The following is a 16,090-nucleotide window of genomic DNA, read 5'->3' on the forward strand; positions in this document are numbered from 1 at the left end:
TGATGTGGACCATACAGACGTTATTTTTCAGTTGATTTTGCACGGAGGAAACGCGAGAAGCCTGGCGATGGAAGCAATCGCCCTGGCGAAAAACAAAGACATGGCAGGCGCACAGGATGCGCTGAGGCGAGCTGGCGAAGAGCTGAGCCGGGCCCATCATCATCAAACCGCTTTTATTCAAAAGGAAATCGCGGGAGAGAAGCCTGAGATCAGCATGCTGTTGATCCACGCGCAGGATCATCTGATGAATGCGATGACGATCAAAGATTTGGCCAGCGAGTTTGTCGAGCTGTACAGCCATGTCCACGCAGGGAAGGAGGCAGGAGTGTGAGCGGAATCAAAATCGTTACGATTGGCGGAGGATCGAGCTATACGCCGGAGCTGGTAGAGGGCTTCATCAAACGGTACGACGAGCTGCCCGTGCGCGAGCTGTGGCTCGTGGACATTCCCGAGGGGGAGAAAAAGCTGCAAATCGTCGGGGCGCTGGCAAAGCGCATGGTGGAAAAGGCCGGGGTGCCGATTCAGGTGCACCTGACGCTGGATCGGCGCAAAGCGCTGGCGGGAGCCGATTTTGTCACGACACAAATGCGCGTGGGGCTTTTGGACGCGCGGATTAAAGATGAGCGCATCCCGCTGAAGTACGGGGTCATCGGGCAGGAGACAAACGGTCCGGGCGGGCTGTTCAAAGGATTGCGCACGATTCCGGTCATTATGGATATTTGCCGCGACATGGAGGAGCTGTGCCCGGATGCCTGGCTGATTAACTTCACCAACCCGGCTGGCATGGTGACAGAGGCGGTACTCCGGCATGCGAACCGCAGCAAGGTCATCGGGCTGTGCAATGTTCCGATCGGGATGAAAATGGGCGTCGCGACGATTTTGGGTGTCGAGCAGTCGCGGGTGCACATTGATTTTGCCGGGCTGAACCATATGGTGTTCGGGCTTGGAGTGTACGTGGATGGCGACAATGTCACTTCGCAAGTAATCGACAAGCTGACGGGCGAGCAATCGGGAATCACGATGCAAAACATACTCGACCTCGGCTGGGAAAAAGACTTCATCAAGGCGCTGGGCATTCTTCCTTGCCCGTACCATCGCTATTACTATCAGACCAGCACCATGCTTGCGCACGAGCAGGAAGAAGCGAGCAAAAACGGCACGCGTGCAGAAGTGGTCAAGCGGGTGGAAGCGGAGCTGTTTGCGCTCTATGAAGATCCCGACCTGAACATCAAGCCGCCGCAGTTGGAAAAGCGCGGGGGAGCGTACTACAGCGAGGCGGCCTGCAACCTGATCCACTCGATTTACAACGACCGCCGGGATATTCAGCCCGTAAACGTCCGCAACAATGGCGCGATTGCGAGCATTCCTGACGATTCCGCTGTCGAGGTGAACTGCGTCATTACGAAGGAAGGGCCGATTCCGTTGGCCGTAGGCGATTTGCCTGTGCCTGTGCGCGGGCTTGTGCAGCAGATCAAGTCGTTCGAACGGGTAGCGGCGGAGGCGGCTGTCACGGGCGATTACCACAAGGCGCTGCTGGCGATGGCGATTAACCCGCTGGTGCCGTCCGACGTGGTCGCGAAGCAAATTCTCGATGAAATGCTGGAAGCGCACAAGGAGTATCTGCCGCAGTTTTTCAAGCCGGTGACGTGAAGGTGGGAGACTGGTGGAACGGCGTAGCAGGCGGGGCAGGAGCATGAGATACAAGCTGCTTGCCCTGAGCAGGAACGGTATCCGCTCAAAATCCAGCCGGCGTCAGCGCTCGCGGAGTACGTCCGGGCCAAGCAAGTGTGCGCCCCCAAAATATTCGTTACCGGAGAAGCGGAGCGAATCGCGGCGGCCAGGCGGGAGCTGGAACGCGCCAGTCTGGAAAAAATCAGAGTGACGGCATCCGGCGAGCGCAATCTGGAGATTTTGCCGGAAGGGGTATCCAAAGCAAGCGGACTCGCGGTACTGACAGAAAAGCTGGGAATCGGTCCGGAAGAAATCGTAGCCGTCGGCGACAACTACAACGATGCGGAAATGCTGCAATATGCCGGAATGGGCGTGGCGATGGGCAACGCCCCGGACGATGTGAAGCGGCTGGCCCGCTACGTGACCGACACGAACGACCAGCACGGCGTGGCCGCTGTCATCCGCAAGTTTTTCACCATACACGATGCATGAGGCAGAAAAGGAGGAGTGCAATGGTCCGTTTTAGCGTCGAAATTACCGTAAGTGGCGGCCTTCATGCCCGTCCGGCTTCTGTCCTGGTAAACCTGCTCAACCAATACCGCTCGTCAGTCAAAATGATCTACAACGACAAGCAGGCCAATGGCAAAAGCATTCTCAGCGTCATGGCGCTGGGCGTGAAGACCGGGGACGAGATGACGTTTGAGGTGGAGGGCGTCGACGAACAGGAGGCGGCAACGGCTCTGCGGTCGTTGTTTGAGCGAAATTTCGCCATCTAGTAGCGTTAAAAGTGCAGGAGCAAATCAAAAAAGCCAGTGCCCGAACAAATGGGCATTGGCTTTTCGTCATTTTCGGGCAATGCTTCGCATGCGGGTTTGCCAGTGCAGCGCTGGGGACGACAGGGTCCCGACAAAAGGCAGGCAGGCACTAGGCGTTTTTGCGAAACACGACCATCACCTTGAAGTAATCGCCGTCAATTTCGATGGAGAGGCGGCCGCCTTGCAGCTCGACGATGCTTTTCGCAATCGCGAGTCCGAGGCCGGAGCCTTCGGTGTTGCGCGATTGGTCGGCACGCTTGAACCGCTCGAAAAGCTCTTGGGCGTCGAAGTCAATTTCGTAGGCAGAGACGTTTTTGATCGTCATGATGACTTCTCCCGGCTTTTCGTACAGATCGATCAGGACACGCGTGTTGGGCAAGGAGTATTTCAAGGCGTTGCCAATCAAATTCTCGAAGACGCGCCACGTCTTTTTTCCGTCAAGCGGTGCCACGATTTTCGGCTGCTCGACGTTGACGCGGAAGGTGAGGGACGACTGCTCGATCTTTTCGCTGAACTCCGCGATGGCCTGGTTGAGCAGGGATGCTACGTTCACCTGCTCGATGTGCAGCTCTACAGCTCCGCTGGACATTTTCGCCGCGTCAAACAGGTCGTCGATGAGCACCCGCAAGCGGGCCGTTTTGCGGTCCAATACATCGACATAGCTTTTGATCTCGTCTGCTGTCAGGTTTTCCCGTTTAAGCAGATCGACATAGTTGATAATCGAGGTGAGCGGCGTTTTCAAATCGTGCGATACATTGGTAATCAGCTCCGATTTCATGCGCTCACTCTTCATTTGTTCCTCCATCGCACTCTTTAATCCGAGCTTGATGTTGTTGAGCGAGTGAGCGAGATTGGAGAGGTTTCCTTTACGAATCTTTTCAATCGTTGCATCCAAATTTCCGGCTGACATCTCGGAGGCTCCCAGCATGATGCGGTTCATGAGCCCCAGGCGACGCAGGACGTAAGGGACGACGGTTGCCAGGTAGAACAAGCCGTATAAAAAAGAGAGGGAGAACAATTCCTCAGAGGCCTTTACCATGGCGACCAAGCCGAGCGCTACGCTCATGCCAAAGCCAACGGTCAAAATGAACAGCAGGGAGACTTTGAAAAACAGGCTTCGGTTGGTGTAGCTTTCCCGCAAGAGCACTTTTTGCCGGATGAACAAGCTTCTTTGCCATTGCTCGCGAAGCGATCCCGGGTGCAGGTACATATGCCATGCTTCCAGAGCTTGCAGCAGCAAATAGGCAGTGAACAGGGAGATGATCCCGAGTGTAAAGAAATGCTCGGCGTCAATCGGCAAGAAGAAAAAGAAAAAGCGCAAATTGAAAATCAGAGCCAGGTACGCGACCCCAATCGGGAGCAGCATGATAATCCGAATATCGAGCGGGATGCGCCGGAACAGTGCCAGGCTTTTGACGACAATCGGCTGTGCGGCGGCGCGGCTTAGCTTCAAATACCAGAGCAGCAGCGCAGTCACGAGCAGCGTCACCGTGAGCAGGGCGCATTCTCCGAGCAGCCGCTCCCGTTTGGAATCGAAATAGACGGCATCGGCATGAATCTGGCTGTAGCCTTCCGGGCTTTTCGGAACGTAAAAGATTCCGCTCCATTGACTCAATTGATAAGTACGGTTGATATCGGCAAACTCTCCGTATTTCTGATAGGAGTTTTCCGGAAAACGGATTGCATAGCGGGCGTTTTTACTCACTTCTGTTTCGGAAGGCTCGTGGGACATATTGGTGTACACTTTGCCCGTCTTGTTGTCTCTGACATAGTATTTGAATGAGCCGGTTCGCAGCGCAAGGCTGTTTTTTCGCTCTTCGTACTCGGCGTCCTTTTCCGCGACCATCTGTTGGAACTGTCGATCCCAGTTGGCCGTTTCTTTCTCGAGCGCCTTTTTCAGCCTGGCTGCTTGTTCAGTCACGAGCCTGTCAAGCTCCTTCGTATCGGAGGCGTTTCTGGCGTTCTCGATCTCGTGGGCGTATTCACTTTCCAGTCTTTCCCTGACTTCCCGCAAGGCATCCTCGCGCTCGCGCTGGAATTGCTCCACTGTCGCTTTGCCCAGCTTTTCTTCCGGTGTTTTGCGCTCGTAGCCGGCGAAGTCTACATGAACATCTTTCACCAGCTCTACGAACAGCCTGACTTCGCTGTTGAAGTTCTCGCTCTGGAAGTAGGAGTCTTTTTGCAAATACTCGCGGTTTTGGTAAACGTCTGCTGCGGTCAGCATCAGCAGCGAGAGGCTGACTACCAGGGCGAACAGGGCAGGCAGCGTAAAGCGGCTATTTTTCGATTTTGTATCCAATTCCCCATACCACCTTCAAATATTTCGGTTCCTTCGGGTTGATCTCGATCTTTTCCCGAATGCGTCGGACGTGGACGGCAACGGTGTTTTCCGCGTTCAAATACGGTTCGCGCCAGACGCGCTCGTAAATTTCCTCGATGGAAAAGACCCGGCCCTTGTTTTCCATCAACAGCTCCAAAATTTTGTACTCCGTAGCTGTCAGCCGCACCTCGTTGCCGTCGACAGTGACGGTTTTCGTGCTTTTGTTCAACGACAAGCCGCGGACCTGGATTTCATCCTCGGTCGTTTTGTAGTTGCCGAGGTTGGTGTAGCGCCGCAGTTGGGATTTGACCCGGGCCACCAGCTCCAGCGGATGAAAAGGCTTGGTCACATAGTCGTCGGCTCCGATGTTCAAGCCCAAAATTTTGTCCGTATCCTCCGATTTGGCAGAAAGCATGATGATCGGGATGTTTTTGTCCTGGCGGATTTTAAACGTAGCCGTAATCCCGTCCATTTGCGGCATCATGATGTCCAAAATAATGAGGTGAATTTCTTCCCGCTCCAAAACGTCCAATGCTTCCACGCCATTGCTTGCTTTATGCACGACTAACGATTCGTTTTTCAAGTAAATTTCGATTGCGTCTCGGATCTCTTCCTCGTCGTCGACTACGAGGACGTGATAAGTCGTCATTGTTTTCCCACCTTGTGAATGCATTCATGGTTCTATCTTAACGCCCAGGTTTGACAAAACAGCATAGAAATCTCTTACAAATTTCTTAATATACGCCCGAGATAGGATCTGGCCCGAAAATAAGGTAAGATGTGAGGAAGTCAAAACGAGAAAATGGTGATGGCCTTGCTGGAATGGACCGGGGAGAGGATTATCCCCAAGCTGCTGAAGCCGACGAATGGCATGCTGCTGGAACATATTGCCCGCTATTATTTTGCCACGCCGTATATCAAAGGTAGAGTGCTCGATATCGCCTGCGGTACGGGTTACGGCTGCCACATGGTGGCAAAGGATCGAAAGCGGGAGCTGACCGAGCTGATCGGCGTCGACAACGATGACGACACGATCACTTATGCGAAGCGGGAATACCATCATCAAAAGATTACGTATCAAAAGGGCGATGCCCTCGATCCGTTGCTCCCGGAGAAGCTGGGCTTGTTTGATACCATTTTGAGCTTTGAAACGATTGAGCACGTCGCCGACGACCTGCTGTTCATGAACAACCTGTACCGCATGCTGAAGCCGGGCGGAACGCTGGTCTTGTCCAGTCCGTTTGGCAGAGGGAGAGGCATGCAGACGAGCGAGCCTTTTCATGTGCATCAATTGACCCCCGCCGAGTTTGAGGAGCTGTTCGTCCGGTTTTCGCAGGTGGAGATTTACTACCAGCGAGGGCCGACGTTTGAAAAGCCTCGTGACGGCGTGCGTTATTTTATCGGGATGGCGGTTTGTACGAAATAATCCTGTATGGTTTTGGATACGTAATGAATGGAGATGGCGAAACTGGCTGATTTTTTGAGATTGGGCATACGAAAAGAATGGATAGACGCTCTGCAGGCGAACGGGATTGCGGAACCGACTCCGATCCAGGAAAAAGCAATTCCTGTCCTCATGACAGGCAAAGATGCGATTTCCCAGGCACAGACGGGGACGGGCAAAACGCTTGCTTTTCTCCTGCCGATTTTGGAGAAAGTCGATCCCGAGACAAACGACGTTCAGGCGCTGATCCTCACGCCTACGCGGGAGCTTGCGCTGCAAATTACGGCAGAGGTGCAAAAGCTGACGGCGGCCGTGGACGAGGTGCATGTGCTTGCCGTATATGGCGGACAAGACGTCGATCGGCAACTGCGCAAGCTGGCGGGCAAAAAACAGGTCGTGATCGCTACTCCCGGCAGGTTGCTGGACCATATAAGAAGAGGAACGATTGATTTGTCGACCGTTTCCATGCTCGTGCTGGATGAGGCGGACCAGATGCTGCACATGGGCTTTTTGCCCGAGGTGGAGGACATTCTCGCGCAGACGCCTGCTGATCGGCAAACCATGCTGTTTTCCGCGACGATGACGCCACAGGTGCGTGCGCTGGCCAAGCGGTTCATGCAAAACCCGGAGGATATTCACGTGCAAGGCAAGCGGATCACGCTGGAGGATATCCGGCAGATCGTCGTGGAGACAACGGACCGGGCGAAGCAGTCTACCTTGCGCAGCTTGCTTGACGAGGAACGCCCGTTTTTGGCAGTGATCTTTTGCCGGACCAAGCGCAGGGCAAGCACGCTGAACGCCGCCCTGCAAGGGTTCGGCTATATTTCTGACGAACTGCACGGCGATTTGTCACAAGCGAAGCGCGAGGACGTGATGAAGCGTTTCCGCGAAGCCAGAATCCAGTTTCTCGTCGCAACGGACGTGGCGGCTCGCGGACTTGACGTCGAGGGAGTCACACACGTATTCAACTACGACATCCCGGAGGACGTAGACAGCTATATTCACCGCATCGGCAGAACGGGCCGGGCCAAGGAGAAGGGCGTGGCCTACACATTGGTGGCGGCGAAGGATCGGGCGCAGCTCGCAGAGATTGAAAAAGGGATCGCCATGACTTTGGAGCGGCGTGCGAGTGAGCGGACGGCGGATTTCGGGGAGCACGAGGAGCGTAAGCAGCAAAAGAGGCAGCAAAAGAAGCAGCATAAGGGGCAGGAGAGCGCAGGCAGAGGCGAGCAGCGCGGGGGCAGGTCGGCCAGAGCTGGGGACGGGGATCGTGGCGGCAAACCAGCCCGAGCTGGGGACGAGCATCGTAGTGGCAGGCAAGCCCGGGCTGAGGACGAGCATCGTGCGAGCAGACCAGCTAAAGCTGAGACTAAGCAACAGGCCAGCCAAGGGAAGCGAGGGAACGGAAAACGCGGGCGGCACGGTGACGATCGCCAGCAGCAAGGCGCTCGCATGACCAAACCGGATCGGGATGACCAGCGCAAAGCAGGGCGTGCGACGAAACAAGGGCAGAGCAGCGAGCGGGCAGCAGGCGGAAGCGCACGTTTTGACGGCAAAAAAACATCAGGAAAACGGCCAGGCCCGGCACCAGTAAAACGCGGCAGCACCGCTCGAAGGGCCAAGAAGCGCTGAGTGAAGCAAAGCGGGGAAAAAGAAAGACCGTTCCGGCCGTGAGACAGGCAGGAACGGTCTTTTGTTGTGCATTTAGCTGTCAGGAAAGACGCGCGAACGCGTAAGGAAGCGCACTCCTTCTGGCCCCTCAAGCGAGAACATGCCGCCGCGGCCTTCGACTACATCAATAATGAGCTGGGTATGCTTCCAATACTCGTACTGTGCTTTGCCCATGTAAAACGGGCAGCCGCCGATCTCACCCAAGAGCACATCCTGATCGCCGACGAGAAACTCGCCGAGCGGGTAGCACATGGGAGAGCTGCCGTCGCAGCAGCCCCCTGACTGGTGAAACATCAAGTCGCCATGCTTGGCGCGCAGCCGTTCGATCAACTGCAGGGCAGCATCGGTAGCGAGCACTTTCTCAGGCTGGCTCATCGATCAAAAGAAGCCCAGTGCCTGGTCGCTGTAGCTGACCAGCAGGTTTTTGGTTTGCTGATAGTGAGAGAGCATCATTTTGTGTGTTTCGCGACCGATACCGGACATTTTGTATCCGCCGAACGCAGCGTGCGCAGGGTAAGCGTGGTAGCAGTTGGTCCATACGCGGCCAGCCTGGATTTCGCGGCCCATGCGGTAGGCAGTGTTCATATCGCGTGTCCATACGCCGGAGCCGAGACCGTACAAGGTGTCGTTGGCGATGGAGAGCGCTTCTTCCGTGTCTTTGAAGGTCGTCACGGAGACTACCGGACCAAAGATTTCTTCCTGGAAGATGCGCATTTTGTTGTGGCCCTTGAACACGGTCGGCTGGATGTAGTAGCCGCCTTCGAGATCGCCCTCAAGCTGCGCACGCGCGCCGCCGATCAGGCAATCTGCGCCTTCCTGCTTGCCGATGTCGAGGTAGGAGAGAATTTTTTCGACTTGCTCCAGGGAAGCTTGGGCGCCGATCATTGTTTCTGTATCGAGCGGGTTGCCCTGCTTGATGCTGGCAACGCGTTTCAGGGCGCGCTCCATGAATTGATCGTAAATGCTTTCGTGAATGAGGGCGCGGGACGGGCACGTGCAAACCTCGCCCTGGTTGAGCGCAAACAGCACGAAGCCTTCGATGGCTTTGTTGAGGAACGCGTCGTCTTTTGCACACACATCCGGGAAGAAGATGTTCGGAGATTTTCCGCCCAGCTCCAGCGTCACCGGAATGATGTTTTGGGAAGCGTATTGCATGATGAGACGTCCGGTTGTCGTCTCACCCGTAAAGGCGATTTTGGCGATGCGGTTGCTCGATGCCAGCGGTTTACCCGCTTCCAGACCGAAGCCGTTTACGACGTTGACGACGCCTGGAGGCAGCAAGTCGCCAATCAGCTCCATCAGCACCATGATCGAAGCAGGTGTTTGCTCGGCAGGCTTGAGCACGACGCAGTTTCCTGCGGCCAGGGCCGGGGCCAGCTTCCACGTCGCCATCAGGAGCGGGAAGTTCCACGGAATGATCTGTCCGACGACTCCGAGCGGCTCATGGAAGTGATAAGCAACCGTGTCGTTGTCGATCTCAGCGAGAGAGCTTTCTTGTGCGCGGATAGCTCCGGCGAAGTAACGGAAATGGTCGATAGCGAGCGGAATGTCAGCAGCCAGCGTCTCGCGGACGGGCTTGCCGTTTTCCCATGTCTCGGCAGTCGCCAAAAGCTCCAGGTTGGCTTCCATGCGGTCTGCGATTTTCAGGAGGATGTTGGAGCGTTGTGTAACCGAGGTGCGTCCCCAAGCAGCTTTTGCCTCGTGGGCGGCGTCCAGTGCGAGCTCGATGTCTTCTGCCGTCGAACGGGCAACCTCGCAAAAGACCTTGCCGTTTACAGGAGAGACGTTTTCAAAATATTCACCCTTCACTGGCGGTACCCAATTGCCACCAATGTAGTTGTCGTAGCGAGTCTTGAAAGTCACCTTGGATCCGGCTTGGCCGGGTTGAGCATAGATCATGCGAGCGCCTCCTCTTATATCACCTTTTTCTTTACAACCTTCTCTAAAAGCAAATCCTGTACCAAACGCCGGAAGGCTTGAAATGACAGCGTTTTCGCAGACGAAACACGCCAAAAATGTTCCAAAATGGAGCAGGCATTGTTCCGTTTTGGGACAGTTTGCAATAATTTTGGGAGCATCTGACAAATATCTGCTTTTTGCGCGAGGCTTCGCAGTAATCGCCTATTGAAAGCCTACGGTTTTCAGCGTGGGAGGAAAGACGGCTTTGCCCGAACATCCCCTCATAGGATGGGCAGGGCAAACACACAGGACCTGTGCGAGTGCTTTTCTTGTTATTTGGCTCTGTTGAATTTTAATGTTGTTTTAAATGCAAAAAAAATAAACTGATTTTCTGAGCTGAATTCCGCTTTCAAATGACTAAAGAACGGAATGACCTACAAAGGTAGTTCCATGCGTTAAGCTAACCAGTGAGGCAAGTCATGCAGCTTATGGCAAACGAGTCGATCCATGTAAAGCCGTTGTCTAACCGTCCATTTTCTCGTAAACGCTATATAAAAAGGCTAACGTTAGACTCTTGTCCTTTCGCCACTGACTAGTCCCGGACCAATCAACTTACTATTCTTCATAGGAGAAAAGGGGGGACAAGGGACGGAATGAATAGTTTTCCCAACCGAATATGCTTTTCTATAAAGAAAAAAACGGAATCGCGTACAGGATTCCGAATGATTTGTTCTATATACTTAGGGCTCGATTTTCTTCTTTAGGATGTTAATCTGTTTAGATTCTTTCGGATTATCTATGTAGTAGATCTCCTGAGCACCTGCGTTATAGATCCATAGGTCACCTTGAGCAGTAGTCGTGACGTGGACTAATCCACTCCCGTTCTCATCCCTAAAAAAGACCCTGTAGTCCTGTAGAGATTCACTTGTTTGTGCCGTAGAAATTATTGCCCAAGTTAAAGACCCAGCAACAAAAGCCGAGACGATCAACAAAACTCCTTGCAACTTAGACATAAACAGCCTCCTTCGTATAGAGCAAGTCATTCATTCAAAACAGAAGCAAAAGGATTTATACAAAAAATTAAAGAAGAGTAACATTATGCTACTCTTCCATATAATTGTATATTACTTGAAATCTCTAGACCATTCAATATAATGGGTAGGTTCAGTATAAGATCCAGTATACGTATTAGTTACTTTTCCAGTAAGCCAGTTAATCTCATCTACTTTCCAAGTTCCTCTGTCATAGAATCCTGTCCAATAATAAATTCTTGAAACATATGATGAACTTTCGGCTGGTCCAGTCCAAGTTTCTTCTGTTGTGTATGTTGTCGATATCTCTGTAGTCAAAGTGCTTTCTACTTCTTCGCCGACGGATGCTGGGCCATTCCCAACAGAAACACTAGCTTTAACTCTTGCTGAGGAATTTACTTTCTTTGCTTGGGTCGTAGTAAGTTTAATTGTCTTCCCTTTGGAACAGAAATAATTTGCACTGCTGCTGTAGGGTTATTGGAACTTTCTACCCGCTTAACTACATCAGATAGGTACATTGGTTTTATTTTGTCATCAGTGTTTTTACCAACTTTATGAATAGTTATACTTTTAGCATCTCCAGCTTGCTCTACTATTTGTTCGATTTGCTCTTTTGTGACCATGCCTTGGGCTTCTTCGGCGATGTTTACAACGACCTCTTGATCTTCGGCGCCAAGGAGTTTCAGTGACTCACTATAATCTTCTTTTGCAAACGAAAGGGATGGCAACATAGCCAGTAGACTTAATGTGCATAAAATAGCAATTGATTTTTTCTTAAACACAGTTCAATCACTCCTATTTTTTGGTATATAACAACATTATAGCTTATTGGTAAATTTGTAAATATTTTCTTATATTTTGTTTTATGTTCTGTTTAATATGAATTATTTGTATAATCCATCAACCATATCACTAGCTAGTCGTCACATTGTCCATACAGCCATTCAGGAAGGCGTGTCGATCATCAAACTTGAGCGACTAGAGAATATTCGCAAGACGGCAAGAACAAGCCGTAAAAACGCCAAGAATCTGCATAGTTGGACGTTCTATCAGCTTCAACAATTCATCTCCAATAAAGCAACCCTTGTAGGCATACAAGTTGTGGAGGTCAATCCTGCCTACACTTCTCAAACTTGTCCTGTCTGCGGGGAGAAGAATAAAGCGAAAGACAGAAGATACGAATGTTCATGCGGATTCAAAACGCATCGTGATCGGGTTGGAGCGATCAATATCATACGTCAACCTGTGACAGATGGTAACAATCTGTCAGCCTAAGATGCTAGAGGCACTGTCTTAGGACGGGCTGATGAGACAGCCCTGAACTTGGGGGAACTACGGATAGCAGAAATGTACTTCCGACTACCACCCAAGAATCCACCCAAGAATCCCACTGATACCGAAAGGCTTCAGCTTGCGGCTTTAGCCGTGGGAGTCTCAATCATGCTATACTGATAGAGAATGATTTTTGAGGGAGGGAAGAGTGTTGTCAACGATTGTCCAGCAATCTTGGAAGCGCTGCCAGGAATCGAACCTCAAAGCTTGGGAGAAAGCCAATGACCAGATCATTTCCAGCAAACGAATCAAAGAAATCATTCAGGAAAATCACCCTCTGATTCAAGAAAGCCTCCCGCTCTTCAACAAGCTTGCTCCTTTTTTGCTGTCGACAGAGCATATCGCTTTGCTGTCGGATCGGGATGGCAATATCATTCACACCGTCGGGGACCCTGTGTTTGCCAATCAGGCGCAAAAGGTGCAACTGCAGATCGGGGCGAACTGGACGGAGGATTACAAAGGAACCAATGCGATAGGAACGGCGCTGATCGCGCAGCAGCCGATCTCCGTGCAGGGCGACCAGCATTACTTTTTGGAGAACCGCTTTCTTTCCTGCTCGGCGGCGCCGATTTTTTCACCGACGGGCGAGCTGCTTGGCGTCATCGACATCAGCACGCGCAAGGAGTACACGCATCCGTTTGCCTTGACGATTGCCTGCATGATTGCGGAAGCCCTGCAAAATCGCTTTCTGTATGCCAACGCCGAGCGGGTCATTGCCCTGCCCGGCAGCACGGCCGTGAAAAGCAGCCAGGGAAAAGTGCCGCTCGTAGCTCTCGACAGGGACGAGCGGATCGTGGGCTTGAACGAATTGGCCAAGCAGCGGCTGGGAAAAGACGCTTTGGGAACGCGGCTGTCCCCGGAGCAGGAGCGCGCCGGACGGGATGTGCAGGATAACCGCCAGCGTTTCTGGGGGGCGCAAGCTGCAACAGACGGTGCTTCCAGGAACGCTGCGGCTGCCCCAAACCAAAAGCCGATGCCTGCACTCAAGCCGTTTCCGCGTCTCGCCGGATCGTGCCCGCTCTTTTTGCAGGCGAAAATGCTCGGGCAAAAGGCGGCGCAGGTTGATTTTCCCGTGCTGATTCTCGGCGAGAGCGGCACCGGAAAAGAGCTGTTCGCACAGATGGTTCACGAGACAGGGCCGCGAGCGCAGGAGCCTTTTATCGCCGTGAACTGCAGTGCGATTTCAGAAAATTTGATCGAAAGCGAATTGTTCGGATACGAAAGCGGGGCGTTTACCGGGGCCAATCGCGAAGGAAGAATCGGCAAGTTTGAAGCGGCGAAGAAAGGGACGATCTTTTTGGATGAGATCGGGGACATGTCTTTGCGCGGACAGGCCGCTCTGCTGCGCGTGTTGCAGGAAAAGGTCGTCACGCCTGTAGGCAGCAACCAGTCGCGGCCGATTCATGCGCGGATCATCGCCGCCACGCACCGCAATTTGCCGGAGGAAATCAGGGCGGGGCGCTTTCGGGCGGATTTGTACTACCGGCTCAAAAGCGTCTCCATCCACCTGCCGCCGCTGCGCAAGCGAAGCGACATCGTCCAACTGGCCGAACATTTGATGCAGCAAATCGCCATGGGACAGCCATACGTCTTGCTCCCGGAGGCAAAAGCAAAGCTCGCCGCCTACTCCTGGCCGGGCAACGTTCGCGAGTTGCAGGGCGTGCTGGTGCAGGCTGCCTTTTTGTCCGACGGCGGGGAGATTGGCGAGGAGCACATCCAGCTTGAAGGCTTGACCGAAGAGGCGGAGCCTGTGCATGCGGTCCCATCCTTGCGGGAAACCGAGCTTGTGGCGATCAAGCGGGCGCTTGATTCGAGCGGAGGCAATGTGAGCCGGGCCGCCAAGCTGCTGCAAATCGGGCGAAACACCTTGTACCGCAAAATGGCGGAATACCATCTGACAGCGCCCGTCAACCAGGAGGAACCATGATCGCCCTGTACAGGCTGGATAAGGAGCTGGAGCGGAAAATGACCGCGCTGCTGGAAAACAGCGGGCAAAACATCGGATATTTTTACTCGATCAAATCCATTCTCGACCAGATGATGAACCCGTTTGTTGCCATCACTACAGAAAAATACAGCGAGGAGCTGGAGGCGCTCTCGTTGCCCGTCGTCAGCCTGTCGATAGACATGAATGACGTGCGCCGGGCTATCGCAACGCTTCCGGATGAAGGGCGGGGCCACAAGGTCGTCGTGGTGTGCGCCACGCAAAAAGAAAAAAGCTGGTTGCAGCAGGAGTACGCTCTGGAAGAGGGGCAACCGCAGCCAGACTGCACGTTTCTCTGCGCAAAAGAGCTGGCGTATCCGCAGGAGCAGGCTGTCTATCTCGTGCCGATCTGGAACCGCCATGCTTTTGCGCTGCACCCGGCCTCGCAGCAGTGGCATCCCGTCGAGCCTTCGCTCGCCACCTTGCGCAAAGCGGTGCAGCAGGCAGCCTCGCTGGTCACTTACACAAAGGAGCGGCTGCGCGAAAAGCATCAGATGGAAGCCGTCGTAAACTCGGCTCATGACGCGGTGATCGCCGTCGATCGGCACAGCCAGATTACGCTGGTCAACGAGCATGCCAAAATGCTGCTGGGGCTGTCCGGAGATGTGCTGGGCAAACCGATCACGGACTACATCCCGCACTCTGACATGCTGCGCGTGCTGAAGACGGGCAGGGAGGAGCTGGGCGAAATCGCGACGGTGCGCGACCGTTCCATCGTCATCAATCGCATTCCGGTGATCGTCAAGGATCAGGTTGTGGGGGCGGTGTCCAACTTCAAGGAAATCATCGACATTCAGAAGATGGAGATGACGCTGCGCAAAAAGCTGCACGACAACGGACTGTCAGCCAGATACCGCCTGGACAGCATCGTCGGCTCCTCGCCTGCCATCCTCGAAACGAAGGAGCAGGCGGCGCTGTTTGCGAAAACGAACGCGACCGTGCTGATTACAGGGGAATCGGGAACGGGCAAGGAGCTGTTTGCCCAAGGCATCCACCTGGAAAGCGGACGAGCTGTCGGGCCGTTTTTGGCGGTGAACTGTGCGGCGCTCCCGGAGGGGCTTCTGGAGAGCGAGCTGTTCGGCTACGAGGATGGCGCTTTTACAGGGGCGAAAAAGGGCGGCAAGCCGGGCTTGTTCGAGCTGGCGCACGGAGGCACGCTGTTTTTGGACGAGATCGGGGAGATGCCGCTGCGCATTCAGGTGCTCTTGCTGCGCGTCCTGCAGGAGAGGCGCGTGCGTCGCGTCGGCGGCGAAAAAGTGATTCCCGTCGATGTGCGGATTGTCGCGGCGACGAATCGCGAGCTGGCCAAGGAGATCGAGAAGGAGCAGTTTCGCGCCGATCTCTACTACCGCATCAACATGCTCAGGCTCGATGTCCCTCCGTTGCGGGAGCGCCTGAGCGACATTCCGCTGCTGGTCGAGAGCATGATTCGCGAGATGAACGAGCAGCACGAGAAAAAGATCAAGGAAGTCGATGAAGACATCTACCCGCTGTTTCAGAGTTACTCGTGGCCCGGCAATGTGCGGGAGCTGAGAAATGTCGTCGAGCGGATGGTGCTGCTGGCAAAAGGGGGAAGAATCGGCAAGGAGGACGCAGGCTTTTTGTTCGCGAGGCAAAAGGGAGGGCACGACGGCAGGCTGCCCGTGCCGCCGGAAGCAAGCGAAGCAGAGCGGAACCCCGAAGCGCAGCAAATTGCCAGCGCGCTGCAGCAGACGAGATACAACAAGACTCTTGCGGCAAAGGCATTGGGCATGGATCGAACTACACTGTGGCGGAAAATGAAACAGTATCGTCTGGAGTGAGCAAAGTGTTGCAACGTTGTGTTGCAACACTTTGTTGTTTTATGAGGGAGGAAGCATCGAGACGGCGTGGACAGTCGAGACAAAATGTAAGCGTTTTACCGCGTTAACGCGATTGCGCCTG

The 16,090-nt window shown here is 53.8% G+C and carries 14 protein-coding genes and 1 pseudogene; 9 read left to right on the plus strand and 6 right to left on the minus strand.

What is annotated here, in order from left to right:
* Positions 1-4 precede the first annotated feature (4 nt).
* The 4 genes from AC3WJN_RS03630 (at position 5) to AC3WJN_RS03645 (ending at position 2,447) form a co-directional block, all read left to right on the plus strand.
* Complete coding sequence (locus AC3WJN_RS03630; protein WP_005835173.1) at positions 5-331, plus strand: PTS sugar transporter subunit IIA; 327 nt, start codon at positions 5-7, stop codon at positions 329-331.
* Positions 328-1,650, plus strand: coding sequence for a 6-phospho-beta-glucosidase (locus tag AC3WJN_RS03635; RefSeq protein ID WP_007778404.1), 1,323 nt, complete (start codon positions 328-330; stop codon positions 1,648-1,650). The genes AC3WJN_RS03630 and AC3WJN_RS03635 overlap by 4 nt, the downstream gene beginning before the upstream one ends.
* 135 nt (positions 1,651-1,785) lie before the next feature.
* Entirely contained in the window at positions 1,786-2,163 is a 378-nt protein-coding gene (locus AC3WJN_RS03640; protein WP_007778407.1) for an HAD-IIB family hydrolase, read from the plus strand.
* Between the two features lie 20 nt (positions 2,164-2,183).
* Entirely contained in the window at positions 2,184-2,447 is a 264-nt protein-coding gene (locus AC3WJN_RS03645; protein WP_005835170.1) for an HPr family phosphocarrier protein, read from the plus strand.
* A 148-nt stretch (positions 2,448-2,595) separates the two neighbouring features.
* Here AC3WJN_RS03645 and AC3WJN_RS03650 read toward each other — a convergent pair whose 3' ends face one another.
* Positions 2,596-4,785, minus strand: a complete 2,190-nt coding sequence (locus AC3WJN_RS03650; RefSeq protein ID WP_448793031.1) for a sensor histidine kinase — start codon at positions 4,783-4,785, stop codon at positions 2,596-2,598.
* Positions 4,763-5,455 (minus strand): response regulator transcription factor, encoded by a 693-nt coding sequence (locus AC3WJN_RS03655; RefSeq protein ID WP_005835167.1) that lies wholly within the window; start codon positions 5,453-5,455, stop codon positions 4,763-4,765. Before AC3WJN_RS03655 ends, AC3WJN_RS03650 begins: the two co-directional genes overlap by 23 nt.
* A gap of 153 nt (positions 5,456-5,608) precedes the next feature.
* Here AC3WJN_RS03655 and AC3WJN_RS03660 point away from each other — a divergent pair, with 153 nt between their 5' ends.
* Both AC3WJN_RS03660 and AC3WJN_RS03665 read left to right on the plus strand, forming a co-directional pair.
* Positions 5,609-6,232 (plus strand): class I SAM-dependent methyltransferase, encoded by a 624-nt coding sequence (locus AC3WJN_RS03660; RefSeq protein WP_005835165.1) that lies wholly within the window; start codon positions 5,609-5,611, stop codon positions 6,230-6,232.
* A 27-nt stretch (positions 6,233-6,259) separates the two neighbouring features.
* Positions 6,260-7,882: a DEAD/DEAH box helicase gene (locus AC3WJN_RS03665; protein ID WP_007778419.1), complete on the plus strand. Its 1,623-nt coding sequence runs from the start codon at positions 6,260-6,262 to the stop codon at positions 7,880-7,882.
* A 72-nt stretch (positions 7,883-7,954) separates the two neighbouring features.
* On the opposite strand, the gene AC3WJN_RS03670 is transcribed toward AC3WJN_RS03665, so the two are convergent.
* From AC3WJN_RS03670 to AC3WJN_RS03685, 4 genes are all read right to left on the minus strand, one after another.
* Positions 7,955-8,296 carry a DUF779 domain-containing protein gene (locus AC3WJN_RS03670; protein ID WP_005835162.1) on the minus strand — a complete coding sequence of 114 codons (342 nt, stop codon included), beginning with the start codon at positions 8,294-8,296 and terminating at the stop codon, positions 7,955-7,957.
* Between the two features lie 3 nt (positions 8,297-8,299).
* Positions 8,300-9,820 carry an aldehyde dehydrogenase gene (gene adh, locus AC3WJN_RS03675; protein ID WP_007779273.1) on the minus strand — a complete coding sequence of 507 codons (1,521 nt, stop codon included), beginning with the start codon at positions 9,818-9,820 and terminating at the stop codon, positions 8,300-8,302.
* A gap of 740 nt (positions 9,821-10,560) precedes the next feature.
* Entirely contained in the window at positions 10,561-10,833 is a 273-nt protein-coding gene (locus AC3WJN_RS03680; protein WP_005835159.1) for a hypothetical protein, read from the minus strand.
* Between the two features lie 413 nt (positions 10,834-11,246).
* Positions 11,247-11,633, minus strand: coding sequence for a hypothetical protein (locus AC3WJN_RS03685; protein ID WP_005835158.1), 387 nt, complete (start codon positions 11,631-11,633; stop codon positions 11,247-11,249).
* Positions 11,634-11,769: 136 nt separating this feature from the next.
* Here AC3WJN_RS03685 and AC3WJN_RS03690 point away from each other — a divergent pair.
* The 3 genes and pseudogenes from AC3WJN_RS03690 to AC3WJN_RS03700 form a co-directional block, all read left to right on the plus strand.
* A pseudogene (locus tag AC3WJN_RS03690) lies at positions 11,770-12,126 on the plus strand (RNA-guided endonuclease TnpB family protein); the annotation flags it as partial.
* A 208-nt stretch (positions 12,127-12,334) separates the two neighbouring features.
* Positions 12,335-14,110: a sigma-54-dependent Fis family transcriptional regulator gene (locus AC3WJN_RS03695; RefSeq protein WP_035316868.1), complete on the plus strand. Its 1,776-nt coding sequence runs from the start codon at positions 12,335-12,337 to the stop codon at positions 14,108-14,110.
* Positions 14,107-15,969 (plus strand): sigma-54 interaction domain-containing protein, encoded by a 1,863-nt coding sequence (locus AC3WJN_RS03700; RefSeq protein ID WP_005835155.1) that lies wholly within the window; start codon positions 14,107-14,109, stop codon positions 15,967-15,969. The genes AC3WJN_RS03695 and AC3WJN_RS03700 overlap by 4 nt, the downstream gene beginning before the upstream one ends.
* Positions 15,970-16,090 lie beyond the last annotated feature (121 nt).

The sequence above is a fragment of the Brevibacillus sp. FW306-2-1A-C05A genome (assembly GCF_058781555.1).